This is a genomic window from Zavarzinia aquatilis, assembly GCF_003173035.1.
Taxonomy (GTDB): Bacteria; Pseudomonadota; Alphaproteobacteria; order Zavarziniales; family Zavarziniaceae; genus Zavarzinia; species Zavarzinia aquatilis.
Window position 1 is genome coordinate 38,456 of sequence record NZ_QGLE01000015.1, and the last position, 26,234, is coordinate 64,689.

The following is a 26,234-nucleotide window of genomic DNA, read 5'->3' on the forward strand; positions in this document are numbered from 1 at the left end:
CCGTGACCGTCCTGCGGCCGGCGACACCGGACGATATCGGCGCCATCGCCGCCATCTATGCCCATCACGTCGACCATGGCTTCGGCTCCTTCGAGGAAATCCCGCCCGGCGAGGCGGAGATGGCCCGGCGTTTCCGCGCGATCACCGAGGCCGGCTTTCCCTATCTGGTCGCGGCAGCGGCGGACGGCCGCATCCTCGGCTATGCCTATGCCGGCCCCTATCGGCCGCGTTCCGCCTATCGCCATACGGTCGAGGATTCGGTCTATGTCCTGCCGGATGCCGTCGGCCAGGGCGTCGGCCGGGCCCTTCTCGCCCGCCTGATCGAGGAAGCCCGCGCAAGGGGGTATCGCCAGATGATCGCCGTCATCGGCGACAGCGGGAACACGGCTTCGATCGCGCTGCATCGCGCCCACGGCTTCTCGCATCAGGGAGTCTTGCGCCATGTCGGCCTGAAGAAGGGCCGCTGGCTCGACAGCGTGCTGATGCAGCTCTCCCTCTGACCGCGCCGGCCCTGCACCGCTGCGCTGAGCGCCGGGCAAAAAAAAGGGGCCGCGTCGAAACGCGGCCCAAGTTTAGGGAGGAAACGCCCAGGAAGGGCAGCGACACCGGCAAGCCGATGCCGCGGTGCACAATATGACATTGCAGCGCACGCTTGCCAAGCCCCGTTCTTGAAAAAATTGTTCATTGGGGGTCAAGCCCCTGAAAAACAATAAAATTTCAAACGCGGCCGGCTTCGGGCAAGGAAAACTCCAACCCGGCCTTCCCAAGGCACCGCGCCCGATTCGGCGCCCGGAGTGGCCCGGCGGCGGGGTGCACGGGTTGAGTCGCGCCATCGTCGACGGGCGGCCGCTGCCCCCTCGCCCCTCATGGATAACCCAATGGATAGATCGGCGAGATCATTGTCATATTTCCGACCTATTGTTCAACAAATCGTCATCAATTGAGTATTACCGGACACACCACGCCGAATTCGAGAAACGACATCATATTGTCTCTAATAGACGTGCTATAAGTCACCCGATGATTTGTTCTTGCATCTGTGTGACGGAAGGGTTCTGTTTTGTTGACACGGCTGTCGCCCACCTTGGCCCGACGCCAGGACGTCGACACGCTCGCCGCCCTGGGCGCGGGCATCGCCGGGCCGGTCGCCGACCAGTCGGCGGGCGATGACGACGCCGTCGAGTCGCCGAAGGACAAACGCCGCTACCGCAGCATCTTCATTTCCGACATCCATCTGGGCACAAGGGGCTGTCAGGCCGACATCCTGCTGGACTTCCTGAAGCACACCGAGTCGGACCACCTCTATCTCGTCGGCGACATCATCGACGGCTGGCGCCTGCGCCGTTCGTGGTTCTGGGCGCAGAGCCATAACGATGTGATCCAGAAGGTGCTGCGCAAGGCGCGCAAGGGCACGCGGGTGATCTATGTCCCCGGCAATCACGACGAGGCCGCGCGGGATTACGTCGACCTGCATTTCGGCGGCGTCGCCGTGCTGATGGAGGCGATCCACACCGGCGCCGACGGCCGCCGCTTCCTCGTCATGCATGGCGATGCCTTCGACGGCGTCGTGAAATATGCCCGCTGGCTCGCCCATCTCGGCGACTGGGCCTATAATATCGCGCTGACCCTGAACACCTGGTTCAACGCCCTGCGCCGACGCTTCGGCTATCCCTACTGGTCGCTGTCGGCCTACCTGAAGCACAAGGTGAAAAACGCGGTCGATTACATCTCGAGCTTCGAGGTGGCGGTCGCCGAGGAAGCCCGGCGGCACCGGGTCGACGGCGTGATCTGCGGTCATATCCACCATGCCGAGATCCGCGACATCGACGGCGTGACCTATTGCAACGACGGCGACTGGGTGGAGAGCTGCACCGCCCTCGTGGAACATGGCGACGGACGCATGGAAATCGTGAACTGGGCGCCGGAATACGAACGGCGCCACAGCCGCAAGCGCAGCCGCGAAACCCTGGCGCTTCCCGCCTGATGATCGGCGCCGCCCAGACCCTGCCGGTAACGGCCAGCGTGCCAGCGACCGATCTGCCGCTGCGCATCCTGATCGTGACCGACGCCTGGTACCCGCAGGTGAACGGCGTCGTGCGCACGCTCGATACGGTCGCGCACGAACTGGCCGAACTCGGCCATGTCGTCGGCTTCGTCACGCCGGACCAGTTCCGCACCCTGCCGATGCCGACCTATCCGGAAATCCGCCTCGCGATCGCGCCGGGCCGGCGGCTGGCGCGGACCTTCGCCGCCTTCGCGCCCGATGCCATCCATATCGCGACCGAAGGGCCGCTGGGCTGGGCGGCGCGGCGCCTGTGCCTGCGCCGGGGCCTGCCCTTCACCACCGCCTATCACACCCGCTTTCCCGAATATGTGAAGGCGCGCTTCGGCATTCCCCTCGCCCTCACGTTCCGCATCGTCCGGCGCTTTCACGCCCCCTCGCGCGGCCTGATGGTGGCGACGCGCTCGCTGCACGAAGAGTTGTCCGGCCGGGGCTTCGGCAATCTGCGCGCCTGGTCGCGCGGCGTCGACCTCGAGCGGTTCACCCCCGGACCGCGCGACCTGCTGCCCCATCTGCCGCGGCCGATCTTCACCTATGTCGGCCGCCTCGCGGTCGAGAAGAATATCGACGCCTTCCTGAAGCTCGATCTGCCCGGCTCGAAACTGGTCGTGGGCGACGGGCCCGAAATGGCGCGGCTGAAGGTGCAATATCCGGACGCGCATTTCGCCGGGGCCCGCCATGGCGACGATCTCGTCGCGCATTTCCGCGCGGGCGACGTCTTCGTCTTCCCCAGCCGGACCGACACTTTCGGCCTTGTCATGCTGGAAGCCATGGCCTGCGGCCTGCCGGTCGCCGCCTATCCGGTCGCGGGGCCGCTCGACGTGCTCTCGCCCGAGTCCGGGGCGATGGACGAGGATCTGGCGGTCGCCTGCCGCCGGGCGCTTCTGCTCGATCCCGCGGCCTGCCGGCGCCATGCCCTCGGCTTCACCTGGTCGGCGACGGCGGCGCAATTCGCCTATAACGTCGCGCCCTTCCGCCAGGACTGGCCCCGCGCCGCCCTGCCCGCGCCGATCCCGACGAGGGCACCGCGGCGCTGACCGGGTTCAGCCCCGGCCGATGAAGGGCATCCGCGTCGCCGCGATGGTCAGGAAGGATATGTCCGCTTCCGTCGGCTGGCCGGCCATGAACACCACCGCCTCGGCGGCGCGGGCGACATCCATCAAGGGCTCGGGCTTGATGCTGCCGTCGGCCTGGGGCATCCCCACCGCCATCTGGCCGGTCATGCCGGTCGCGGCATTGCCGATGTCGATCTGGCCGCAGGTGATGCCGAAAGGCCGGCCGTCGAGCGAGATGGACTTGGTCAGGCCGGTGATCGCGTGTTTGGTCGCGGTATAAGCGGCCGAGAAGGGCCGCGGATGATGGGCCGAGATCGAGCCGTTGTTGATGATGCGCCCGCCTTGCGGGGCCTGCGCCTTCATCACCCGGAAGGCCTCGGCGGCGCAGAGGAAGGAGCCGGTCAGATTGACCTCGACCAGCGCCCGCCAGGCCGCGACATCGACGAGGTCGACGCTGCCGCCGGCACCGAAAATGCCGGCATTGTTGAAGAGGACATCGACCCGCCCGAAGCGATTGACCGCCGCCTTGAACAGGGCCGCGACCTGCGCCTCGTCGGTGACATCGGTCGGGACGGTCAGGCCGCGGGCCGGGTCTGCCAGCAGCGCCCGGGTTTCCTCAAGCGGCCCCACCCGCCGCCCGGAGAGGACAACGGCGTCGCCCTTCGCGGCGAAGGCCAGCGCGGTCGCCCGGCCGATGCCGGAGCCAGCCCCGGTGATCACGACGGTACGGGTCATGCGGATGATCCTTTCGCTGCGTCTTCGATGAGAGAATGCGGCGCAGCGGGGCGGCCAACAACCCGCTCTCGGTGCGAGAGATGCCGGCACGGTGCGGGCCGGGGGCGCCTGTCCCCCGGCCCGTCTCTGTCTTACTTCAGCAGGTCGGCGACGCCTTCGGCTTCCGAGAGCAGTTCGTCGAGGGTGATCTTGAAACGTTCCTTCGAGAATTCGTCCATCTCGAGGCCCTTCACGACCTTGTATTCGCCATTCTCGCAGACGCAGGGCATCCCGAAGATGATGCCTTCCGGCACGCCGTAGGAGCCGTCCGAGGGCACGCCCATCGAGACCCAGCCGCCATTGGTGCCCAGCACCCAGTCGCGGACATGGTCGATGGCGGCATTGGCGGCCGAGGCGGCCGACGACAGGCCGCGCGCCTCGATGATGGCGGCGCCGCGCTTGCCGACGGTCGGAAGGAACACGTCGCGGTTCCAGACTTCGTCGTTGATCTTGGCCTTGACCGATTCGCCATTCGAGGTGGTCAGGCGATAGTCGGCATACATGGTCGGGGAGTGGTTGCCCCACACCGCCAGCTTCTCCAGCGAGGAGACGGCGACGCCGGCCTTGGCGCTGAGCTGCGACAGGGCGCGGTTGTGGTCGAGGCGCAGCATGGCGGTGAAGTTCTTGGCCGGCAGGTCGGGGGCCGACTTCATCGCGATATAGGCATTGGTGTTGGCCGGATTGCCGACGACCAGAACCTTGACGTTACGCGAGGCGACCTTGTTCAGGGCCGCGCCCTGAACCTTGAAGATGGCGGCATTGGCGGCCAGCAGGTCGGCGCGCTCCATGCCCTTCGAGCGCGGACGGGCGCCCACGAGGATGGCGACGTCGGCGTCCTTGAAGGCGACTTCCGGATCGTCGGTGATGACGACGCCGGCGAGGGTCGGGAAGGCGCAGTCCTCGATTTCCATGACGACGCCGCCGACGGCGTTGATCGCCTGCGGCAGGTCGAGGAGCTGCAGGATGACCGGCGTGTCCTTGCCCAGAAGGTCGCCGTTGGCGATGCGGAACAGCAGCGAATAGGCGATCTGGCCGGCGGCGCCGGTCACCGCAACGCGGACGGGAGTTTTAGCCATCTTGGATCTCCAGGACACGGGGAAAGGAGAGGCTGCCGCCCCTCGCGAAAACGAAGCATCAGGCAGCACAACTGGCGCGGTTTCGCAACACTCAATTGCCCGATCGAGCAATGACCTTTGCCGCGTTGCGCTAAATCTCTCCGCGCTGCATCCTGTCGGCGGGGAAGGAATCCCCTGCGTAAGGCAGATGGACGGGAAACAGGCGACGATGAGCAAAAAGGTCTACCCGGACGCGGTGACGGCCCTTGCGGGGCTTCTGCGCGACGACATGGTGATCATGGCGGGGGGCTTTGGCCTCTGCGGCATTCCCGAGAACCTGATCGAGGGCATCCGCCTGTCGGGCGTGAAGGGCCTCACCTTCATCTCGAACAACGCGGGCGTCGACGGTTTCGGCCTCGGCGTGCTGCTCGAGACCAAGTCGGTCAGGAAGATGATCAGTTCTTACGTCGGCGAGAACAAGCTGTTCGCCCAGCAGTATCTCTCGGGCGCGCTCGAGCTCGAGTTCAACCCGCAGGGCACGCTCGCCGAGCGCATCCGCGCCGGCGGCGCCGGCATCCCCGCCTTCTTCACCAAGACCGGCGTCGGCACCCTGGTCGCCGAGGGCAAGGAGCTGCGCGAATTCAACGGCGAGACCTATGTCATGGAGACCGGCCTCGTCGCCGATCTCTCCATCGTCAAGGCCTATTGCGGCGATACCGCCGGCAATCTCGTCTACCGGAAGACCGCGCGCAACTTCAACCCGATGATGGCGACCGCCGGCAAGGTCACCGTCGCCGAGGTCGAGAATCTGGTCGAGCCCGGCAGCATCGACCCCGACCACATCCACACGCCCGGCATCTTCGTCCAGCGCATCATCAAGGGCCCGGCCTACGAGAAGCGTATCGAGCAGCGCACCACCCGGAAGAAGATCTGAGGAGACCGCCCATGGCCTGGACCCGTGAACAGATGGCCGCCCGCGCCGCCAAGGAGCTGCAGGACGGTTTCTATGTGAACCTCGGCATCGGCATTCCGACGCTGGTCGCCAACTACATCCCCGACGGCGTGCATGTCACCCTGCAGTCCGAGAACGGCATGCTCGGCATGGGGCCCTTCCCCTTCGAGGGCGAGGAAGACCCGGACCTGATCAATGCCGGCAAGCAGACCATCACCGAGCTGCCGGACAGCTCCTTCTTCTCCTCGGCCGACAGTTTCGCGATGATCCGCGGCGGCCATATCGACCTCTCCATCCTCGGCGCCATGCAGGTCGCCGAGAACGGCGATCTCGCCAACTGGATGATCCCGGGCAAGATGGTCAAGGGCATGGGCGGCGCCATGGACCTGGTCGCCGGGGTGAAGAAGGTCGTCGTCGTCATGGAACATGTCGCCGGCAACAGCCCGAAACTGCTGAAGGCCTGCAACCTGCCCCTGACCGGCACCAAAGTCGTCGACATGGTCGTGACCGACCTCGGCGTGTTCAGGATCGACAAGCAGGGCGGCACCGGCCTTACCCTCATCGAACTCGCCGAGGGCGTCACCCTCGACGAAATCACCTCGAAGACCGAAGCCGCCTTCGACGTCGACCTGTAAACGAACGAAAGACCCGCCCTCGACCAAGGGCGGGTTGCTCTGCCCGGGCAGCCGTCCTACATCTTTCCCAAGGACAAGATGAACGGGGACCACCCCGCATCCAGGAAGGCGAGACCCGTGCAGATTGCGTTCCTTACCGACATCCACAGCAACCGCGAGGCCCTGACCGCGGTGCTGGCCCATGCGCGGGCGCGGGGCGCGCAGCGTTTCGTGCTGCTGGGCGATTACGTCGGCTATGGGCCCGACCCGGAATGGACCATCGAGACCATCGCCGGCCTCGTCGCCGAAGGCGCCATCGCCATCCGCGGCAATCACGACGAGGCCGCTGTAGGCGGCGTGAACGGCATGAACTCCAACGCCGCCCAGGCCATCGACTGGACCAGCCGCCAGCTCTCCAAGGCGTCTCTCGACTTTCTCTCGAAACTGCCGTTGTCGGTGATCGACGACGACCGGCTTTATGTCCATGCCGATGCCTCGGCGCCGCACCGCTGGCTCTATGTCGTCGACGGCGAGGCCGCGCGCCATAGTCTCGAAGCGGCGGAGACCCGCCTCGTCTTCTCGGGTCATGTCCATGTCCCGGCGATCTATGGCCTCTCGAACATCGGCAAGCTGACCCCGTTCCGGCCGCAGCCGGGCATCGCCATTCCGCTGCTGGCGCAGCGCCGCTGGCTCGCGCTGATCGGCTCGGTCGGGCAGCCGCGTGACGGCGATCCGGCCGCCGGCTATGCCCTCTATAACGACTACAGCGCCGAGATCGTGTTCCACCGCGTGCCCTACGACGTCGAGACGACGGCGCAGAAGATCAGGGCCGCCGGCCTGCCGGCCGGCCTCGCCAGCCGCCTGTTCGCCGGGCACTGAACCATCGTGGCGGCGCCGCGGATCAGCCCCGGCAGCGTCATCGACGGCTTCACCGTCGATTCGCAGGTCCATCGGGGCGGCATGGCCACCATCTGGGCCGTGAAGAAGCCCGGCATCGACACCCCGTTGATCATGAAGGTGCCGCGCCTCGCCGAGGGCGAGGACCCGGCGACCATCGTCGGCTTCGAAATGGAGCAGATGATCCTGCCCCGGCTGTCGGGGCCGCATGTGCCGAAATTCGTCGCTGCCGGCGATTTCCGCACCCTGCCCTACATCGTCATGGAGTGGATCGAGGGCAAGAGCCTGCACACCCGCCTGCCCGATCTGCCCCTGCCCCCGGCGGAGGTGGCCGACATCGGCGCCCGCGTCGCCACCGCCCTCGACGCGCTGCACCGTCAGCAGGTCGTGCATCTCGACGTAAAGCCGTCCAACGTCATGGTGCGGCCGTCGGGCGAGATGGCCTTGATCGACTTCGGCCTGTCGCATCATCTGCTGCTGCCCGACCTGCTCGACGAGGAATTCCGCCTGCCCTATGGCACCGCGCCCTATATGGCGCCGGAACAGGTGCTGGGACAGCGATCGGAGCCGCGCAGCGATCTCTTCGCCCTCGGCTCGCTGATGTATTTCTTCGTCACCGGCACGCGGCCCTTCGGCGATCCCCAGACCCTGAAGGGCCTCAAGAAGCGCCTGTGGCGCGACCCGCCGCCGCCGCGCAAGCTGCGCCCCGAGTGTCCGCCCTGGCTGCAGGAGATCATCCTGCGCTGCCTCGAGGTCGATCCCGCCCAGCGCCATCCGACCGCGGCCCAGCTCGCCCTCGACCTGCGGACGCCGGGTCAGGTGTCGCTGACCGCCCGGTCGGAGCGCATGACGCAGGACGGCTTCATCGCCGCCTTCAAGCGGCGCATGGACCTCGACCATATTCTCGTCATCGACAAGGGGCCGGCGCCGGGCGATGCCCCGATCATCATGGCCGCGGTCGATTTCAACACCCTGGGCGATGCCGCGGCCGAGGCCATGCGGGCGACCATCCGCCAGCTGATGATCGCCATGCCGCGCGCCCGCCTTGCCTGCGTCAACGTGCTGAAGCTGCGCCGCATCGGCATTGATTCCACCCTCGACGACGAGGGCGAGCACAAGCACCTGCAGCGCCTGATCGAGCTGCGCCACTGGGCCCGGCCGCTGGAATTGCCCGACGGCAGCGTGACCTTCCATGTGCTCGAGGCGACCTCGCCCGCCGACGCCATCCTCGACTACGCCCGCGCCAACCATATCGACCATATCGTCATGGGCGCGCGCGAGCGTTCGGCCATGCGCAGCCTGCTCGGCTCGGTCTCGGGCGAGGTCGCGGCCGAGGCGCCCTGCACGGTGACCGTGGTTCGGGTCCGGGCGGAGGACGGCGCGGCGCCATAATTACTGTATTTTTACGTACAATATAATTTTCAACATCACAAATATACGGATTGACGCAAATCATTCCGCCGGACTGTGGTTCATGCTGCCCTGAAGTCATTGCCGATGACCGAGGACATCATGAGTTTTTACCGCGACCTCAACGACAAGCCGGCGCTGGAAGCCTGGAACAGTGCCGCCCACGCGCCCTTCGAGCATCTGACCGTGGAGCGCCTGTCGCCCACCATCGGCGCGAGGATCACCGGGATCGACCTGCGCCAGCCGCTGACCGGCGCGCAGGTGGCGGAGCTGCGCCGGGCCCTGCATGAATTCCTGGTGGTGGCACTGCCCGGCCAGCCGCTGTCCGCCGAGCAGCACAAGACCCTGGGCCGCCATTTCGGCACGTTGCACAGCCATCTGCTGGGCGCCAGCCGGGTGATCGCCGGGGGCGACTACGATCCCGAAATCCTGTCCTGGCGCACCGGACCGCAGTCGCGCTTCACCGCGGGCGATGCCTGGCACGCCGATGTCTCCTGCGACCAGCATCCGATTCAGGTCTCGGCCCTGCGCCTGACCCGGCTGCCGGAGATCGGCGGCGGCGATACCGCCTTCGCCAATATGTATCTGGCTTACGAGACCCTGTCGGACCGGCTGAAGGCCCTGCTGACCGGCCTGACCGCGATCCACGACGGCGGCCACGCCTGGACCCAGGGCTATGGCTCGGCCCCGCAGGGCACCAATGCCTTCCCGGTGACGGAACACCCGGTGATCGCCCGCCATCCGGTGACCGGCCGGCCCTATCTCTATGTCAATCCGGCCTTCACCACCCATATCGTGCAGCTGCCCCGGCCGGAGAGCGATGCCCTGCTCGGCTTCCTCGCCCGCCATGTCGAGCGCAGCCTCGCCCTGCAGGTGCGGGTGCACTGGGAAAAGGACATGATCCTGCTGTGGGACAATTGGGCCGCCCAGCATCACGCGGTCTGGGATTATTTCCCCTATGAACGCTGGGGCGAGCGGGTCTCCGCCGTGCCCGACCACGGCCCCATCGCGGCCTGAAGCCGGCGCGCACCGTTCAGCCGGCGCGCAGGGGCGCCGTCGCCTCGACCAGCGCATCCATCACCGCGCGCACCCGCGGGCTTCGCCGCATGTCGGGATGCACGACGAGCCAGAGGTCGCGCGCCGCCTCCGGCCCGTCGCGCAGGCAGACGAGGTCCTCGCCCCCGGCGAGGACATGGGGCACCGCCGCGACCCCCATGCCGGCCCGCAGCGCCGCCAGCATGGCCGACAGATCGTTGGTCATCAGGCCGACGCCCGTGGCCCCGGCAAGCTCGCGCAGCCAGCGCTGCTGCGGCACGTCGGACAGTTCGCCATCATAACCGATGTAACGCCAGTCATCGCCCCGGGCGACATAATCGCGCCGGCCATAGAGACCATAGGTCAGGCGACCGACATGGCGGGCGACGAGGCCCTTGTCCTCCGGCCGGTAGAGGCGGAGCGACAGGTCGACCTCGCGCCGCGAAAGATTGCTGATCGCATTGGCGACCGACAGGTCGAGCACCAGCCCCGGATGACGGTCGAGCAGCGGGGCAAGGCGCGGCATCAGCCACTGGCTGGCGAAGGCCGGCGGCGCGCCGAGGCGCACCACGCCCCGGATCGCCTGACCGGCGCCGCCGGCCTGCCGCTCGAAGGCGAGCACCGCCTCCTCGACCGCGCCAAGGCGGACGGTCAGCGCCGCCCCTTCGTCGGTCAGGGCATAGCCCCGGGGCAGACGGTCGAACAGTTTGACGCCAAGGCGCGCCTCCAGCGCGGCGATGCGCCGGGCAACCGTGGTGTGATCGGTCTGCAGCACCCGCGCCGCCGCCGACAGGCTGCCGACCCGCGCGAGGGCGGCGAAGAACCGCAGATCGTCCCAATTGCTCATCTGCGCAATTTCGCACAGATCATCCGCGATATCACCGGATATTGCCCCATGATGCGAGCCATTAGCCTGCGCCTGTCTTTCGTCGACAGGAGCGTGCCGTGTCCCTTTCCGTCGCCCTCGCCGCCCATGGCGGTGCCGATGTCCTCCAGCTGCGGGAGGCCGACGTGCCGCCCCCCGGCCCGGGCGAGGTCCGCGTCCGTCAGGGGGCGGTCGGGGTCAATTTCGTCGACATCTATCACCGGCAGGGTCTTTATCCGGTGCCCGGCCTGCCCGCGGTGCCAGGGGTCGAGGGCGCGGGCGCGATCGAGGCGCTGGGGCCGGGGGTCGAGGGCTTGCACGTCGGCCAGCGTGTCGCCTATGCGGGCCTGCCCATCGGCGGCTATGCCGAGGTGCGGAATATGCCCGCCGGCCGGCTGATCCCCCTGCCCGCCACCGTCGGCACGGCCACCGCCGCCGCCGCCATGCTGCGCGGCATCACCGTGCACATGCTGCTGCACCGGGTGTTTCCGGTCGGGCCGGGGATCACCGTGCTCGTCCAGGCGGCGGCGGGCGGCGTCGGCCTCGTCCTCACCCAATGGGCCAAGAGCCTGGGTGCCCTTGTGATCGGCACCGTCGGCAGCGAGGACAAGGCGGAAATCGCCCTCGAACACGGCCTCGACCATGCGATCCTGTACCGGCGGCAGGATTTCGTCGCCGAGGCGCGCCGCCTGACCGGCGGAAAGGGCGTCGACGTCGCCTATGACGGCATCGGTGGCGAGACCCTGCTGCGGACCCTCGACGCCGTCGCCCCCTTCGGCACGATCGCCAGCATCGGCCAGGCCAGCGGCAGCCTGCCCGCCATCGACGTCGCCGATCTCGGCCCGCGCCGCTCCCTCGCCCTTGCCCGGCCGAGCGTCTTTGCCTATGCCGCCGATCCTGCCTCCTACCGCGAGGCGGCGAGCGATCTCTTCGACATGATCGAGGATGGCCTGCGCATCACCGTCGGGGCCGAATTTCCGCTGGCCGAGGCGGCGGCGGCACACCGCGCGCTGGAAGCCGGCCAGACCACGGGCTCGATCCTGCTGCGACCGTGAATGTAAGGGGCGAAGCCGATCATTGAACACGTCTTGGAAATAATTCCTTTCACGGGCGGCCATTTTTCACGACCGGGAAAATGCCTACCTTCTGCCCATGACGGCCACCGGGGGTGGTCCACAACATGGGAGACGGACAATGATCGAACTTCGCCCCTTCTCGGGTCTCGGCGCCGCCGATCACGGCTGGCTGCAGGCCAAGCATCATTTCGCCTTCGGCGATTATTTCGACCGCAGCCGCATGGGCTGGGGCAGCCTGCGGGTCTGGAACGACGACACGATCGCGGCCCAGACCGGCTTCCCGCCCCATGGCCATGCCGACATGGAAATCATCACCTATGTCCGCAAGGGTGCGATCAGCCACAAGGACAGCCTGGGTAACGCCGGCCGCACCGAAGCGGGCGATGTGCAGGTGATGTCCGCCGGCTCCGGCATCCGCCATTCGGAATATAATCTCGAGGACGAGGACACCCAGATCTTCCAGATCTGGATTCACCCGACCAGCCGCGGCGCGGCACCATCCTGGGGCGCCAAACCCTTCCCCAAGGACGACCGGGCCGGCCGCTTCGTTACCCTCGCCAGCGGCTTCGGCGACGAGGACGCCCTGCCCATCCGCACCGACGCGCGGGTGCTGGGCGCGACCCTGAAGGCCGGCGAGAGCGCGACCTATGACCTGACGCCCGAGCGCCACGCCTATCTGGTGCCGGCCCTCGGCAAGGTCGTGGTCGGCGATGTCACGGTGAACGCCCGCGATGGCGCCGCCATCACCGGCCTCGACCGCATCACGGTGACGGCGATCGAGGACGCGGAAGTGGTTCTGGTGGACGCGGCCTGACGGAACGGGAACCATGGCGCGGCGGATCGGCCGCCGCGCCGACTGAAGGGGGAATGAAGCATGACCAAGATTCTCGCCATTTCCGGCAGCCTGCGCCGGGCATCGTTCAACACCGCCCTGGCCCGGGCCTTCGCCGCCCATGCCCCGGCGGGCACGACCGTCGAGGTCGCGACCCTGCACGGCATTCCGCTCTATGACGGCGACCTCGAGGCGGCGGAAGGGATTCCGCCGGCCGTGGCCGCCCTGGCGGCACAGATCGCGGCAGCGGACGGCCTGATCCTGTCGACGCCCGAATACAACAACGGGATGCCCGGCGTGTTCAAGAATGCCATCGACTGGCTGTCGCGCGGCGGTGTCGCCGGCGGCAAGCTGTTCGCCGGAAAGCCGGTCGCCCTCGCGGGGGCCTCGCCCGGCGGCTTCGGCACCATCCTGTCGCAGGCCCATTGGCTGCAGGTTCTGCGCGCGCTGGGCATGAGGCACTGGTCGGAGGGGCGCCTGATGGTCTCCCGCGCCGGCAAGGTCTTCGATGGCGAAGGCGCCCTGCTGGACGGCGAGGTTGCCGCCCAGCTCGGCCCCTATGTGGCCGGCTTTACCGCCTTCATCGGCAAGTAACCCCTCACGCCGCGGCCTTGGGCGCCGGCTGGGCGGGGGCCGAGGCCTTCGGCTTGCCGGCGAAGGCCAGCGCGCCATCGTCCAGCTTGCCGTAGCGCAGCGTCAGGATGTCGAGCAGATAGTTCTGATAAAGCTTCCACGGCCGCTTCGAGCCCTGACGCGGAAAATCCTGCAAGGCGCGCTGGACGTAGCCCGACGAGAAGTCGATGAAAGGCTCGGGCTTCACTTCGGGATCGGTCAGGCGCGGCGTCGCGCTCACGTAACCGTGGCGGTCCATGTGGTTCAGCAGGCGGCACACCCGCTCGGCCGTAAGATCCGCCTTCAGGGTCCAGGAGGCATTGGTATAACCGAAGGCTGTGACCAGATTGGGCACATCGGAATACATCATGCCCCGGTAGTTATAGAGTTCGCTCGCCGCGACCTGCCGGCCGTCGACCGACAGCGCCATGCCGCCGAGGAACAGCAGCTTCAGCCCGGTCGCCGAGACGACGATATCCGCCTCCAGCTCCTCGCCCGACTTCAGGCGGATGCCCTTTTCGGTGAAACTCTCGATGTGATCGGTGACGACCGAGGCTTTCCCCGCGCGCAGCATCTTGAACAGATCGCCGTCCGGCACCAGGCAGACGCGCTGGTCCCACGGCTTGTAGGCCGGGGTGAAATGCTTCTCGACATCGAAATCCGGGCCGAGCTGGCGGCGGATGAGACCGATGATCTGCTGCTTCACCTTTTCCGGACGGCGGCGCGAGAGCTGGAAGAACAACATGCCAAGGCCGACGTTCTTCCACCGCGTGATGCCATAGGCCAGCCTGGCCGGCAGATATTTGCGCAACGTGTTCGCCAGCTTGTCCTCGCCCGGGCGGGAAATGACATAGGTCGGCGAGCGCTGCAGCATGGTGACATGGGCCGCGGTCTTGGCCATTTCCGGCACCAGGGTGACCGCCGTCGCGCCAGAGCCGATGATCACCACCTTCTTGCCCGCGTAATCGAGACCTTCCGGCCAGTGCTGGGGATGGACGAAACGGCCCAGAAACGCTTCGCGTCCCGGAAAATCGGGGGTGAAGCCTTCGTCGTAATTGTAATAACCGCTGCAGCCGTAAAGGAAATTGCAGGTGAGGCGCAGGGTCTCGCCGGCCGCCGTCCTCTCTGCCTCGACCGTCCAGGCCGCGTCAGCCGAGGACCAGGCCGCCGACCTCACCTTGAGGCCGTAGCGGATATGGTCCTTGATGCCGCCATCCCGGGCCACTTCGGTCATGTAGCGCAGGATGGACGGGCCATCGGCGATCGCCTTGGCGTCGGTCCAGGGCTTGAAGGAATAGCCGAGGGTATACATGTCGCTGTCCGAGCGGATGCCTGGATAGCGGAACAGATCCCAGGTACCGCCCAGCCGCTCCCGCCCCTCGAGAATGGCGTAGCTCTTGCCCGGGCAATAGGTCTTCAGGTGCCAGGCGGCCCCGATGCCGGACAGGCCGGCGCCCACGATCAACACATCGAAATGCTCGAGCGCCATCGGCTCTCCCCCAGCAAAGGACCGCGGGCCGCGCCGCCCGCAAGGTCTCGTCCATGCCCCAGATCGGGCAAGCCCCGTGATCCGGGGTCTTCGCGCGGCCGATGGGCCGTCGCCGGGGTATTATAGGCAAACTTTGGTCAGTTGAAATAGATTAATTCCAACCCCGTCAATGCAGCAGGCCCGACTGGCGCGCGATCTGCACCGCATGGGTGCGGTTGCGGGCATTCAGCTTCTTGGTGATGTTGCGCATGTGCCATTTCACCGTCTCTTCCGACAGCACGAGGGCTTCGGCGATGTCGCGGTTGGTCAGGCCCTGCGAAATCAGGGTCAGCACATGCCCCTCGCGGTGGGACAGGCCGTTGAGGCCATTGCCCGCGCCGACATCCGGCAGCACGAAATCGGGCACCGGCGCCGCCTGACGCTCGATCAGCCCGCCGAGCAGGTAATCCTCGTCGATGACCGAACGGCGGAAGCCGGCCTGAGCCGCGGTCAGTTTCGCCTGGGTGGCAAGACGCCGGCTTTCCGCCATGTCGCCCGACTGGGCCTGCGCCCCGGCGGCAAGGCAGAGCGCGGAAATCTCCAGCCTCACCTGGCCGGTCGAACGAACCCGGTTCAGCAGGGTGGCGACCAGACGCGACGCCCGCCCGACATCGCCCCGCGCCAGCGACAGCCGCGCCTGGGTCAGCTGGCGCATGTCCAGGGAAGCGGCGAAATCCTCGGTCGTCGGCTGCGACAGGCCCATTTCCTGATCGACCTGGAACGCCTCGTCCAGCCGGCCGACACGGATGAGGCAGGTCGCCATCTCGCCGCCCAGCAGGTCGACGAGGCGCGGCAATCCCGCCTGCTGGGCAAGAGCGATGGAGCGGCGCAGGATCGACAGCGCCTCCTCGACCTGTCCTGAAGGGAGGGCAAGCCGCGCCAGCACCCGGCTGGCGCTTTCCCCCAGTTCGACCGTGACATGGCCCAGCGCCGCCTCGCCCGCCTCGTCCATCGACTGCCGCGCTTCCTCGAGCCGGTTCGCCTCGTAATGAGCCTCGGCGAGGCAGACCGACATCAATTCCCGCACGAAACCAACGGGACGTATGTCCACGTCGTGATTTTCGAGCGTCAGCCTCGAATGCTCGATCACATCGCCGAGCTTGCCCTCGTAGAGCGCGAGCCTCGCCTTGACCACCGCGTACCAGCCATAGGCATAGGGGGCCTGACTGCGGACCACGACCTCTTCCGATTGCTCGAGAAGACGCCGCGTTTCGCGCGGCCGGCCGAGGGCGAGAGCGGTGTAGGCATTGGCGATGAGGATCGAGGCCTGTTCCATGAAACCCGTGCGGGTCCATTTGCGATCGAAGGCCCGGAACAGCTTGCCGGCGACGGTATAGCGGTCAGACGCCGTCGCCGCGATGGCCCGGATCATGTCGCAGGTCGACAGGGTCTCGGCCGCCTGTTCCTCGGTGATCTTGTCGAGGTTGAGGGCGGCCTGGACGTCGTTCTCGACGCTGGACAGCAGGCGCCCGGCCTCGGCGTGGCGCTGGCGGAAGGTGAAGGCCCAGGCCAGACCGATCTTCAGCGACGGATAGCGGTCGATGATCTCGCCCGGCAGATTGCTGATCCAGCGCTGCACCGTCGCATGTTCGCCGCGATTGAGCGCGATGTCCGTCAGTCGGTCGGAAGCGAAGGCGGCGGCCCGCTCGTGGTCGCCCGCGCGCAGGGCATGTTCGACGGCGAGTTCGATTTCCCCCGCGTCGTGGAACCAGGTGCTGGCCGCCGACAGCAGGCGTTTCTTTTCGCCCGGGTGGTCGACCTCGAGCCGGGATTCCAAGAACTCGCGGAACAGGGCGTGATACTTGAACCAGCGCCGCTGACGGTCGAGGGGGATCAGCAACAGATGGCGATCCTCAATTTCCGCGAGCAGGGCGCGGGCATTTTCGAGCCCGGTCAAAGCGGTGCAGAGTTCGGGCGAGAACATGTCGAGGGGCGAGGTCGCGAGCAGGAGCCGCCGCACATCGGGCTGCTGCAGGTCGAGGGTGACTTCGCACAGGTAGCGCGAAACCTCGATATCGGTGCCCGAAAACTCGTCGATGAAGCGGGCCGGGCTTTCCGAGGCTTCGAGGGCGAGGCCCGCCATCTGCAGCATGGCCGCCCAGCCACCCGCGCGCTGGCGCAATTGCTCGGCCTGGTCGGGCGCGATTTCGCGCTTGCAGATATTGCCCAGCAGACGCTGCGTCTCGGCATCGCTGAGCGCGAGATCGCCTTCCCGCAGGACGAGGACAGTGCCGGCCAGCCTGGCCTTGGCGAGGGCCATGGGCAGGGCGATGCGGCTGCTGATCACCAGCTGGAAGCCTTCCGGCGCCTGGGCCGCGAGGCGCCCGATCGCCCGATGGATATTGGCGTTGGTGACGACATGGAAATCGTCGATGAAGAGCGCGGCCGGCCGCTCGCTGAAATCATGGGACAGCAGCCGGTCGACCACCTCCTCGATTTCCTGCAGCTCGCCGGAGCCAAGAACGACGGATTGACGGCACAGGCCCGGGAAGGCCCCGATCACCAGCGAGGCGAAGCGTCCCGGTTCGTCGTCGAGCGCGTCGAGCGATAGCCACGCCGTGCGCCAGCCCTGTTCGCTGCGCAATTCGAGCCATTGCCGCATGACCGTCGATTTGCCGTAACCGGGCGGTGCCTCGAGCACGATCGCCTGCATGTCGCCGGCCTCGGCCGAAAGTCGCGCCAGCAATCCGTCCCGCCGTACTGTCCATTGCTGCAGCGGTGTCGGCCGCGCCTTGGCGGTCCTGACCAGTGACGGCGGCGTTTTCGTCCCCATCTGTTTCCCCCGAACCATCGTGCCCGGCATTGGTGCCGATGCTTTATTGATTCATTCCTATAATTACCGCGTTTCGCCCCGTATTCAAAAAAAAGGGGAGGAGGTGTGGAGGTCGCTCCTCCTCCCCGAGTACCGGCTGGGGGGCCGGGGACTGAACGCTAGAACTGATAGGTCACGCGAAGCGCGAGTTCGTCGAGATAGTCGACGAGGGCGATGGCGGACCGGCCGTCCTCCGGGGCGACGACGATGTTGGCGTAGATATTGGCTTCCCACTTGTCGTTGGGCTTCCAGCGCAACCCCGGCTGGAAGAACCAGCCGCCGTCGATCTCGTAGAGCACCGCCCATTCGAATTTCCATTCGAGCGAAGGCGAGGGCTGGAAACCGGCGAAGGCGATGGCCGCCGAATAGTCGACGCCCTTCGGGGTCGTGGTCGCCGTCGAGTTGTAGCCCGACAGGTGGCGGGTTTTGACATCGAAGATGTCGGAGCCGTTCTTATACATGAACTGCAGCACGAGATAGGCTGCCGGGAAATCCTCGCTCCAGCGGTGCCACTTCTCGAACACCGCGGCGAAGGACCACTGGTCTTCCTTGATGAAGTCCTGGCCCAGGGTCGGGTTGGTGAAGGTGCGATCCGGCGTATAGGTGACCTCGACGCGGCCGATCAGCTGTTCGAGGAACGAGCCGGGTTCGCCGTCGAAGACATAGTTCACGCTGGCGCCGAACACATTCTCGTAGGGGAAGACATTTTCTATATGGCCGCGCAGACCGCCCGAGAGCCAGAAGAACGTATCGAGCTCGCCCCGGGCGAGCGCGTCGCTCTCGCCGACGTTATAGGCGGTCACTGCGCCGGTCGCCGGCTGGAAGTCGTCGATCGCGGCATTGAGGCCCTGGGTGCCGTCGAGCCGGACCGAATTGGAGTACCAATACCATTCCTCCTGGCTCTTCACGCCGTTCTTCTGGTCGACCTCGAACGGGGTCTCGGCCAGGGTCGCGCCCGAGCCGGGCAGCACCGGCAGGTCCCTGTTCACGCCCGACTTGGTCCAGCGGAGCACGCCGTCCGGGTTATGCCGCGAGACGGCGATGAACTGCAGGCCGAGATTGCCGAGCTGGGCGCGGATGCGACCGCCGACATTCCACAGGTCGTCGGCATAGCCCTTATAGCGCTCGTGCACCGTGAACTGGTCGGGCACCACGTTGTAGGGTGTCGACGGATTGGGATAGAGCGACGGCTCGAACTTCTGCACGAAACCTTCGACTTCCCATTCCGAATTGATCTGATAGGACGCACGGACGCCGAGCGCGGGCACACGCTTGTCGCCATATTCCTCGATCGCCGGCTCTAAGATCAGATGGCGCCGGTAGTCGAGGCCGGCGGGCACGTCCATGACGCGGAAGAAAATAGCCTCGCCCCAGGCGATCTGCTGGTTGCCCATGCGGACGAACAGTGGACCGTTGGTGTAGTCGACCGTCGCCACCGGCAGGTCGATCATGAAATCCTTCTCGGCATATTCGAGCGGGGTGCCGCCGCCGCCGCTGCGCATCTGCGTCTCGAAGAAATTCGTGTCCGAATTGTCGTCGTAGGCGTTCCAGTCGTAGTAACCGCGAACGGTCAGGCGCGCGCTCCAGTTGGCGTCGATCGCCGCCGCCATGTTCACTTCGACACGGGTCGCGAACAGGTTGAAGTCGTTCTTCGCCGTGCGCACGTCACGCCGCCCGGTCGGCGGCAGCGTCGCGGCCGAGCCGAACAGCGGCTGGGTCACGTCCGTCACCGTCGGCAGGCCGAGGCTGCCGAGCAACCCGTTCAGCCCGGCGACGCTCGACAGGTTAAGCCCGAGCGGCTCGAGCGGCACGTCCTGGCCGTTGAACGGGTTGCCGTGATTGTTGGCCTGATTTTCCCTGTCGCTCAGCTTGATCGCCATTTCCTGGCGGATGAAGCCGGAGATCGAGAAGTCGATGGCGAGCGCGGGAACGACGAGGCCGAGCATGGCCCCGCCGATGATGCTGCCCGTGACGATGCCGGCGGTGCCGGTCTGTTTTTTTCTGGACATGGTTTCCCCCCCTGGTCGTCGGACGACCGGCTTCAGTTCTGTTCGACGCGCGCGATACGCCCGGTGTGACCGCCCACGAGCCAGCCGCTGCCCTTGGCGGCCATCGCCGGCTGATACCAGGTGGTGGAGATGTCGCCGGCGACGAGCGGCGTCAGCTTCGTCGCCTCGTCGGTCGCGACCAGCATGGTGCGCATACCGGTGATCAGGGTCTTGCCATCCTCGCCCCGCGCGATACCGAGAAGGTTGGCCGTGCTGCCACTGTCGACGGCTTCCCAGGTCGCCCCGTGATCGTGAGTGCGCAGCACCTTGCCGTTCTGGCCGACGGCATAGCCGATGCCGCTCGTCTCGATCTTCAGATCGAACAGCGAGGCGGTACCGACATGGACGACATCCCAGGTCGCGCCGCCGTCCTTCGAGCGCATGATCAGCTCGAATTCTCCGACCACGGTCATGGTGCCGTCGGTGTCGATGCTGGCGCTGTAGAGATGCGGCTCGAAGCCCTGGTCATTGGTGCGCGACCAGTCGAAGTCGATCTTCTTCCAGGTCTGACCGGTGTCGGACGAGACAAGGATGGTGCCGAAGGCGCCGACGGTGATCGCCCGTCCGGCATCGTTGGCATCGACCGAGAACAGCCGGGCATCGGTGCCGGCGTCGACCTTGGCCCAGCCCTTGGCGTCGCGCCGCAGCATCACGCCCTGCTGGCCGACCACGAGGGCGACATCGTTGTTCAGCGTGCAGCCGAGATAGGCACTGGCGCTGTTGATGTCGGTCACGCGCTGCCAGGTCTGGCCCGCGTCCGCGCTGGTGAACAGCAGATTGGGCACGCCCGCCGCCAGCCGTTCGTTGCCACTCGCCGACAGGCAGAAGATCGCCTCATGCGTCGTGCCCTGCCGCACCGTATCGAGTGCCGGGGTCGCCCCCGCGAGCGCCACGCCCGCCGCCAGCAGACTGCCCGCCGCCGCGACGAGGCCGATCACCCTGCCTCCGATCCTGCTTCCCATGTCCCGTTACCCCTGTTTCCGCCCTGTCGGGCCGGCGATCGCTGTCGCCGGCCCATCTTTCTTATGGTGAGGTCCGACCGAGGATCAGGCGCCGAGACGCCGGATCGCCTGGATGGTCAGATACTGGTCGTGGATGCCGTCGCCCTGGTTGAAGCCGGACTTGTAGCCGCCGGCAATTTCCTTGGCCTTCAGCGCGCGGCTCATGCGGTTCGACTGGATGTCGTGGCAGGTGAAGTGACCCCACGACCAATGCACGTGGTCGCCGTCCATCACCTTGTTCTTGCCGGTGTCGTAGAGGCTGAACGCCGGCTCGAACGACTTCCACATCTCGCCGCGACGGTCGTAGGTCAGATAGGCGATGAACATCATGTTACGGGTGTCGACATAGACGCGCTTCTTGCCGACCGGGGCCCGCGGGTAACCCGTCGGCTCGCACTCGATCACCAGCACTTCGGGGCAGAGTTCCATGTTGGAGAGCCAGAAGGTCTGATCCTTCGGGCCGCCGTGCGCCGGCTTTTCCCAGTTCGGATCGTCACCCGCCCAGTTCTCGGAAACGGCGCCGAGATGCGGCTTGGTCTCGATCACCTTGTAGTTGCCCCAGGTCAGCATCGGGTCGCCCGCGGCCCAGGCGTCCGACAGGAAGATGGTGACGCCCGGCACCAGCGGCTCGAAACGCTGGTTGGTCGGGAAGCGGCGCTCGCGCTTGAAGGCCGGCAGGTAACCGAACAGATCCGGGAACTGGGTCTGGTCGTAGTACCATTCGTTCAGGAACGAGGTGCCGCGCACGTCGTTGGGCGTCAGGAACCACACCGACTGGTACCGGTTACGGTCCTTCTTGCCCTGCCAGTACGGGCCTTCCGGATTGTTCAGCAGGCCCGTGGTGTTCTGCTCGCACCAGCAGAAGTCATACTGGTAGGAAACCGAGCCGGACGGCGAGATGTCCCAGTCCTTGATCGCGTAGAGCGTCTGGTCGTGACGGCCCCAGGACAGCGTGATGTTGGCGAAGGCCTCGAGGCCGTCCTTCGAATCGGGGAAGGGGTTGCCGCCGATCCAGGGATCGCCGTTCTCGATCACGACGTTGCCCTTGGCGTCGAACTTGGCCTTGCCCTTGTTGCTGAGCGTGGCCTCGAGATACTTGTGCGGGAACATGCGGGTCACGTCCGTCGTCGTCTTCACGATGCGGATCTTGCGGCCCATCTCCTTCACCTGCTTGTAGGCGATGGGGTCGAGCAGGTCCTTCACGATGTCGACATTGTTGGCGTCGACGATATCGCCGGTCTTGATCTTGCCCTTGGTGTAGGCGTCGATCGAGAGCAGCTCTTCCGGATAGACCTTGGAGATATCGCCCGACCGCGCGATCTCCGGCCAGAGCGCCGTCAGCATCCCGAGCGAGAGCCCGGCCTTGGCCGACTTGTCCATGAACTGGCGACGGGTATAGCCCTTGTCGAACTTGGTGATATGCATTGCTCTTCCTCCCGGACTGGGTTTTCTGGTTGGTTCTTGTTTTACGCTCGGGTTATTTCGCGAATGCCGCCTGCTCGAGGGCGCGGCCTTCGGTGTACTGGCTGAGGTCGATGGATTCGCCGACCAGCAGGTCGTCGCGGGTTACGAAGTGCGGCTTGAACAGCCAGACCAGCAGCGGCACCACGACGATGGCGAGGACCATGTTGATGGTCATGACCATGACGAGGAGCAGGCCCATGTCGGCGAGGAACTTCAGGTCCGACAGGAAATACCAGGGCAGGATGCCGACCGCGACGATGGAGGCGGTGAACAGGATCGCCTTGCCCGTGGTCATGATCGCGGCCCGGATCGCCGTGTCATAACGCTTGGTCGCCTGATATTCCTCGCAGATGCGCGAGAGCAGATAGATGCCGTAGTCGATGCCGACGCCGATGCCGATCGAGGCGATGGGCAGGGTGTTGACGTCGAGGCCGATGCCGAGTTCGACCATCACCGCGCCCAGCCGGGATCAGCAGGAAGAAGCCGGCGGTGATCGAGCGATAGGCGATGGCGCAGCCCACCAGGATGATCACGTTCAACGCGCCGAGGATGACATATTCATACTGGGCGACGGTGTCGTTGATCGACTGCTGCAGGGCGATGGTGCCGGTGGCGAGACGAACCGTGAACTCGGGATGATCGACACCGACCAGTTCCACGGCCTTGCGGGCCTGGGCCAGGGCGAGATCGACCGTTTCCTGCTTGTTGTTCTTGTACCAGAGCGAGACCGTGGCGTTCTGCTGCTCGAAGTCCGCGACATGCAGGAAGGCCTTCGGGCTGGTGCCGAACATCACCGCGCCCACCGCGGCGCCCGTGGCCGCGTCGGTCGGATCGAGCGGCGCCCACTTCGGATTGCCACCCGCGAACAGGCGGTTGGCCTCGGGCAGATAGTCGGCGAAGGACAGGGTCGCCTCAGGCGGGTTGTCCATGTGCTCCAGCGCGTACTGGATCTGGGCCATGGTCGCGATGGTCTCGGCCTGGCGCGCCACCCGGTTCGGATTGATCGGGTTCTTCGCCTCGAGCACGATCTCGAGCGTATTCACACCGGGGAAGTTGCGGTTGATCGCTGCGACCGCGGTGTTGAACTCGCCGTCCTCCCACAGGATGTTGCTGCCCTCGACCGGGTTGCCCACCTTCATCTGCAGGAACTCGTAGGTCGAGACGCCGGTGATGATCAGGAAGGCCACCGTGGTGATGCGCGCCGTGCGGCCATAGGTGATGGTCGCGACATGGCCGAGGAAGCGCTTCAGCGCGGCGTGGAAGCCGTGGTCACCGTCCATGCCGGTGATCTTCCGCACGTTGCGCGGCGCCGGCAGGAACGAGAGGATGAGCGGCGACAGGAAGACGTTGGCCGGCACGAGCATCGAGGCCCACCAGCCGCAGAACACCGCGAAGCGTTCCATGGCGGGAATGGGCGCCAGGGCGATGAGCAGCAGGCCCGCCGCGTCGGTGAAGATGCCGAGCATGGAGGGCGCCATCATCACCGAGAGCGCGATCTCCGCCGCCTTGCGCTTGTCGCCGACGTGGAGATAGATCTCGTAGTAACGCTCGGTGAACTGCACGCTGTGGCTGAACGAACGGGCGACGAGCAGCAGCGGCACGACCATGATCAGCGGCTCGATCGCGAGGCCGAGCCAGCCGACGAAGCCGAAGCCCCAGATCGCAGCGATGATCGAAGTGGTGATCGGGGTGATCACGCCGGCGAAATTGCGCATGTAGAGGATGAGGCAGAACAGCAGGGCAAAGCCGGTGATGGCGAAGATGCCGATCATCTGCTGCTGATAGCGGTAGACCCAGCCGGTCAGGGCCGGCATACCCGCCATATGCACTTCGTGGTTCGCGTCGCGCGCATCTTCCACGATCTTCTGCATGTATTCGAAGGTCTGGCCGTAATCGAGCAGGCGTTCGATGAAGGTCGCGGTGATCAGGGTCGCGGTGCCATCTTCGGAGATATAGAAGCGACGGGCCAGCGGCGCCATGTCGACGCGGCGCTTGAATTCGTCGATATCGGCCTGGGTCGAGGGAATGGTGTCGCCCATGACCGGCTGGGTGTCGATACCGCCCGGCACCGCCTCGGCATAGCGCACCTTCTCGGTCGAGATCGAGATCACCTGGTCATGGTCGACGCCGGGCGCCAGGTCGACGTCACGGGTCAGGTTCCAGACTTTCTGCAGGGTCTCGATGTTGTAGATGTCACCGTCGGTGCGCTTGACCATGATGGTGATGGTCAGCGGATTGCCGAAGTTCGGATGGTCCTTGAAGGTCTCGACGAAGGGATGGTCCGCCGGCAACAGGTCGGAGAAGATCGTCCTCAACTCGACGTTGCGGCAACCCCAGCCGAAAAAGGCCGTGATGAGCGCGATGATGAAAATCGAGATGCCCCGATTGGTCATGATCGCGTGCGAAAGGCGATAGCTGAAATTCTGCACGAGCCCCGAGCCCCCTGCCTAGCGGTGGAACATTGGGCTTGCCGCCCCTGGCGTGATGTCATGAGAAGTCCGCGAGTGGACTCCCAACGCGAATGGTCGCGTCATCTCTTCCTCCCTGTGCGTCCGGTTGCCCCGGAGCCTCGTCGTTAGGCCGCGCCGCTTCCTGCGGTGTCTTGCCGTTGCCAGAGGGTGCGACGGATCAGGGGGGTCTGCCCCCCACCCGTATGGGGTGGGAGAGGCGACATTTCTCCCGATTTGGCATGAAACCGAACCGCAAGAATAGGCGCTTCCGATTTCCCCTCGATCGAGGGGGGGGTTGCCCACGCCGCCTTGCCTGAAAGTGAGCCTCGATCAGGTCCGCGTATCGACGCGGGTCCGATGAGGAGCGGCAAAGCCGCCAAGGACAAAGAACAACGAACCACCCCCGCTTGCGGGAAACAGGGAGTGCGGAGATGAGTGAAGCAGCCTTGAAACGGGACGGCGCCAACGATCCTTACGCGATACCGCTCGCCGATATCGACGTCAGCGATCCCGCGCGCTTCCGGGATTTCACGCTATGGCCGTATTTCGAGCGGCTGCGCAAGGAAGACCCGGTCCATTGGTGCGCCAACGGCATGTTCGGTCCCTATTGGTCGGTGACCAAATACAAGGACATCATGCAGGTCGAGACGAGCCACAACATCTTCTCGTCCGACACCGAGCTGGGCGGCATCACCATCGAGGACGGCAACGCCAAGCTGGGCCTGCCCATGTTCATCGCCATGGACCCGCCCAAGCACGACGAACAGCGCAAGACGGTCAGCCCCATCGTCTCGCCGGAGAATCTGGCCAAGCTCGAATCGACCATCCGTGCGCGCGTCGGCATGATTCTCGACGACCTGCCGGTGAACGAGACCTTCAACTGGGTCGAGCGGGTGTCGATCGAGCTGACCACCCAGATGCTGGCCACCCTGTTCGATTTCCCCTGGGAAGACCGCCGCAAGCTGACGCGCTGGTCGGACGTCGCGACCGCGACCCCGGGTTCGGGCATCATCGACAGCTACGAGCAGAAGATGGCCGAGGTGATGGAATGCGGCGCCTATTTCACCCGGCTGTGGAACGAGCGGGTGAACGCCGAACCGGGCAACGACCTGATCTCGATGATGGCCCATTCGGACGCCATGCGTCACATGTCGCCTGAGGAGTTTCTCGGTAACCTCTTGCTGCTCATCGTCGGCGGCAACGACACCACCCGGAACTCGATCACCGGCGGCCTGCTGGCCCTCAACGAATTCCCGGACCAGTACCGCAAGCTGCGCGAGAATCCGGCCCTGATCAGCAGCATGGTGCCGGAAATCATCCGCTGGCAGACCCCGCTCGCCCATATGCGCCGCACGGCGAAGATGGACACGGTGCTGGGCGGCAAGACCATCCGCGCCGGCGACAAGGTCGTCATGTGGTACGTCTCGGGCAACCGCGACGAGGAGGCGATCGAGCGGCCGAATGAATTCATCATCGACCGCGCCCGCCCGCGCCAGCATCTGTCCTTCGGCTTCGGCATCCACCGCTGCGTCGGCAACCGTCTCGGCGAGATGCAGCTGCGCATCGTCTGGGAAGAAATCCTGAAGCGCTGGCCCGACCAGCCCATCGAGGTGATGGGCGAGCCGAAACGCGTCTACTCCTGCTTCGTCAAGGGCTACGAATCCCTGCCCGTCCGCATCCGCGCCTGAGAGA

The 26,234-nt window shown here is 66.0% G+C and carries 22 protein-coding genes; 12 read left to right on the forward strand and 10 right to left on the reverse strand.

Features of this window, described 5'->3' with window-relative positions:
• Positions 1–2 precede the first annotated feature (2 nt).
• The 3 genes from DKG74_RS19330 to DKG74_RS19340 all read left to right on the forward strand — a co-directional run bounded on the left by DKG74_RS19330 (position 3) and on the right by DKG74_RS19340 (position 3,099).
• Positions 3–500 carry a GNAT family N-acetyltransferase gene (locus tag DKG74_RS19330; RefSeq protein WP_243404178.1) on the forward strand — a complete coding sequence of 166 codons (498 nt, stop codon included), beginning with the start codon at positions 3–5 and terminating at the stop codon, positions 498–500.
• 713 nt (positions 501–1,213) lie between these two features.
• Positions 1,214–1,984, forward strand: coding sequence for a UDP-2,3-diacylglucosamine diphosphatase (locus tag DKG74_RS19335; protein ID WP_243404184.1), 771 nt, complete (start codon positions 1,214–1,216; stop codon positions 1,982–1,984).
• A 59-nt stretch (positions 1,985–2,043) separates the two neighbouring features.
• Positions 2,044–3,099, forward strand: a complete 1,056-nt coding sequence (locus DKG74_RS19340; protein ID WP_109907863.1) for a glycosyltransferase family 4 protein — start codon at positions 2,044–2,046, stop codon at positions 3,097–3,099.
• A 6-nt stretch (positions 3,100–3,105) separates the two neighbouring features.
• On the opposite strand, the gene DKG74_RS19345 is transcribed toward DKG74_RS19340, so the two are convergent.
• The gene (locus tag DKG74_RS19345) at positions 3,106–3,852 is read right to left on the reverse strand and encodes an SDR family oxidoreductase (RefSeq protein ID WP_207779426.1); all 747 of its coding nucleotides are present in this window, start codon (positions 3,850–3,852) and stop codon (positions 3,106–3,108) included.
• A 131-nt stretch (positions 3,853–3,983) separates the two neighbouring features.
• A complete protein-coding gene (locus tag DKG74_RS19350; protein ID WP_109907827.1) occupies positions 3,984–4,967 on the reverse strand; it encodes a malate dehydrogenase in 984 nt (327 codons plus the stop codon).
• 208 nt (positions 4,968–5,175) lie between these two features.
• On the opposite strand from DKG74_RS19350, the gene DKG74_RS19355 reads away from it, so the two are divergent.
• From DKG74_RS19355 to DKG74_RS19375, 5 genes are all read left to right on the forward strand, one after another.
• Entirely contained in the window at positions 5,176–5,880 is a 705-nt protein-coding gene (locus DKG74_RS19355) for a CoA transferase subunit A (RefSeq protein WP_109907865.1), read from the forward strand.
• An 11-nt stretch (positions 5,881–5,891) separates the two neighbouring features.
• A complete protein-coding gene (locus DKG74_RS19360) occupies positions 5,892–6,533 on the forward strand; it encodes a 3-oxoacid CoA-transferase subunit B (RefSeq protein ID WP_109903599.1) in 642 nt (213 codons plus the stop codon).
• A 117-nt stretch (positions 6,534–6,650) separates the two neighbouring features.
• A complete protein-coding gene (locus DKG74_RS19365; RefSeq protein WP_109907828.1) occupies positions 6,651–7,391 on the forward strand; it encodes a metallophosphoesterase family protein in 741 nt (246 codons plus the stop codon).
• A gap of 6 nt (positions 7,392–7,397) precedes the next feature.
• Positions 7,398–8,801, forward strand: coding sequence for a bifunctional serine/threonine-protein kinase/universal stress protein (locus tag DKG74_RS19370; RefSeq protein WP_109907829.1), 1,404 nt, complete (start codon positions 7,398–7,400; stop codon positions 8,799–8,801).
• Between the two features lie 120 nt (positions 8,802–8,921).
• Entirely contained in the window at positions 8,922–9,836 is a 915-nt protein-coding gene (locus tag DKG74_RS19375; RefSeq protein WP_109907866.1) for a TauD/TfdA dioxygenase family protein, read from the forward strand.
• Positions 9,837–9,852: 16 nt separating this feature from the next.
• Here the strand turns inward: DKG74_RS19375 and DKG74_RS19380 are convergent, their stop codons facing one another.
• Positions 9,853–10,701, reverse strand: a complete 849-nt coding sequence (locus DKG74_RS19380; protein WP_109907830.1) for a LysR family transcriptional regulator — start codon at positions 10,699–10,701, stop codon at positions 9,853–9,855.
• A 98-nt stretch (positions 10,702–10,799) separates the two neighbouring features.
• On the opposite strand from DKG74_RS19380, the gene DKG74_RS19385 reads away from it, so the two are divergent.
• From DKG74_RS19385 to DKG74_RS19395, 3 genes are all read left to right on the forward strand, one after another.
• On the forward strand, positions 10,800–11,774 hold the full coding sequence (locus tag DKG74_RS19385) for a quinone oxidoreductase family protein (RefSeq protein ID WP_109907831.1): 975 nt from the start codon (positions 10,800–10,802) through the stop codon (positions 11,772–11,774).
• A gap of 139 nt (positions 11,775–11,913) precedes the next feature.
• A complete protein-coding gene (locus DKG74_RS19390) occupies positions 11,914–12,609 on the forward strand; it encodes a pirin family protein (RefSeq protein ID WP_109907832.1) in 696 nt (231 codons plus the stop codon).
• 60 nt (positions 12,610–12,669) lie between these two features.
• A complete protein-coding gene (locus DKG74_RS19395) occupies positions 12,670–13,221 on the forward strand; it encodes an NADPH-dependent FMN reductase (RefSeq protein ID WP_109907833.1) in 552 nt (183 codons plus the stop codon).
• 4 nt (positions 13,222–13,225) lie between these two features.
• Here the strand turns inward: DKG74_RS19395 and DKG74_RS19400 are convergent, their stop codons facing one another.
• The 7 genes from DKG74_RS19400 to DKG74_RS22345 form a co-directional block, all read right to left on the reverse strand.
• On the reverse strand, positions 13,226–14,728 hold the full coding sequence (locus DKG74_RS19400; RefSeq protein ID WP_109907834.1) for a flavin-containing monooxygenase: 1,503 nt from the start codon (positions 14,726–14,728) through the stop codon (positions 13,226–13,228).
• A 166-nt stretch (positions 14,729–14,894) separates the two neighbouring features.
• Positions 14,895–17,540, reverse strand: a complete 2,646-nt coding sequence (locus DKG74_RS19405; RefSeq protein ID WP_133251634.1) for a winged helix-turn-helix domain-containing protein — start codon at positions 17,538–17,540, stop codon at positions 14,895–14,897.
• Positions 17,541–17,698: 158 nt separating this feature from the next.
• Complete coding sequence (locus DKG74_RS19410) at positions 17,699–19,588, reverse strand: DUF1302 family protein (protein ID WP_109907836.1); 1,890 nt, start codon at positions 19,586–19,588, stop codon at positions 17,699–17,701.
• Positions 19,589–19,620: 32 nt separating this feature from the next.
• The gene (locus tag DKG74_RS19415) at positions 19,621–20,589 is read right to left on the reverse strand and encodes a sialidase family protein (RefSeq protein WP_109907837.1); all 969 of its coding nucleotides are present in this window, start codon (positions 20,587–20,589) and stop codon (positions 19,621–19,623) included.
• Positions 20,590–20,673: 84 nt separating this feature from the next.
• Positions 20,674–22,053 carry a DUF1329 domain-containing protein gene (locus tag DKG74_RS19420; protein ID WP_109907838.1) on the reverse strand — a complete coding sequence of 460 codons (1,380 nt, stop codon included), beginning with the start codon at positions 22,051–22,053 and terminating at the stop codon, positions 20,674–20,676.
• 52 nt (positions 22,054–22,105) lie between these two features.
• Complete coding sequence (locus tag DKG74_RS22095) at positions 22,106–22,528, reverse strand: MMPL family transporter (protein ID WP_243404185.1); 423 nt, start codon at positions 22,526–22,528, stop codon at positions 22,106–22,108.
• Positions 22,410–24,485, reverse strand: a complete 2,076-nt coding sequence (locus DKG74_RS22345; RefSeq protein ID WP_243404179.1) for an efflux RND transporter permease subunit — start codon at positions 24,483–24,485, stop codon at positions 22,410–22,412. The genes DKG74_RS22095 and DKG74_RS22345 overlap by 119 nt, the downstream gene beginning before the upstream one ends.
• 488 nt (positions 24,486–24,973) lie before the next feature.
• On the opposite strand from DKG74_RS22345, the gene DKG74_RS19430 reads away from it, so the two are divergent.
• Positions 24,974–26,230, forward strand: a complete 1,257-nt coding sequence (locus tag DKG74_RS19430; protein ID WP_109907839.1) for a cytochrome P450 — start codon at positions 24,974–24,976, stop codon at positions 26,228–26,230.
• Positions 26,231–26,234: the final 4 nt, after the last annotated feature.

Bases quoted from the DNA above. Each gene is read 5' to 3' on its own strand.
- DKG74_RS19420 (WP_109907838.1), bottom strand. From the start codon at position 22,053: ATGCATATCACCAAGTTCGACAAGGGCTATACCCGTCGCCAGTTCATG.
- DKG74_RS19390 (WP_109907832.1), top strand. From the start codon at position 11,914: ATGATCGAACTTCGCCCCTTCTCGGGTCTCGGCGCCGCCGATCACGGC.
- DKG74_RS19355 (WP_109907865.1), top strand. From the start codon at position 5,176: ATGAGCAAAAAGGTCTACCCGGACGCGGTGACGGCCCTTGCGGGGCTT.
- DKG74_RS19350 (WP_109907827.1), bottom strand. From the start codon at position 4,967: ATGGCTAAAACTCCCGTCCGCGTTGCGGTGACCGGCGCCGCCGGCCAG.
- DKG74_RS22345 (WP_243404179.1), bottom strand. From the start codon at position 24,485: ATGACCAATCGGGGCATCTCGATTTTCATCATCGCGCTCATCACGGCC.
- DKG74_RS19395 (WP_109907833.1), top strand. From the start codon at position 12,670: ATGACCAAGATTCTCGCCATTTCCGGCAGCCTGCGCCGGGCATCGTTC.
- DKG74_RS19405 (WP_133251634.1), bottom strand. From the start codon at position 17,540: ATGGGGACGAAAACGCCGCCGTCACTGGTCAGGACCGCCAAGGCGCGG.
- DKG74_RS19375 (WP_109907866.1), top strand. From the start codon at position 8,922: ATGAGTTTTTACCGCGACCTCAACGACAAGCCGGCGCTGGAAGCCTGG.
- DKG74_RS19360 (WP_109903599.1), top strand. From the start codon at position 5,892: ATGGCCTGGACCCGTGAACAGATGGCCGCCCGCGCCGCCAAGGAGCTG.
- DKG74_RS19410 (WP_109907836.1), bottom strand. From the start codon at position 19,588: ATGTCCAGAAAAAAACAGACCGGCACCGCCGGCATCGTCACGGGCAGC.
- DKG74_RS19380 (WP_109907830.1), bottom strand. From the start codon at position 10,701: ATGAGCAATTGGGACGATCTGCGGTTCTTCGCCGCCCTCGCGCGGGTC.
- DKG74_RS19430 (WP_109907839.1), top strand. From the start codon at position 24,974: ATGAGTGAAGCAGCCTTGAAACGGGACGGCGCCAACGATCCTTACGCG.
- DKG74_RS19415 (WP_109907837.1), bottom strand. From the start codon at position 20,589: ATGGGAAGCAGGATCGGAGGCAGGGTGATCGGCCTCGTCGCGGCGGCG.
- DKG74_RS19400 (WP_109907834.1), bottom strand. From the start codon at position 14,728: ATGGCGCTCGAGCATTTCGATGTGTTGATCGTGGGCGCCGGCCTGTCC.
- DKG74_RS19345 (WP_207779426.1), bottom strand. From the start codon at position 3,852: ATGACCCGTACCGTCGTGATCACCGGGGCTGGCTCCGGCATCGGCCGG.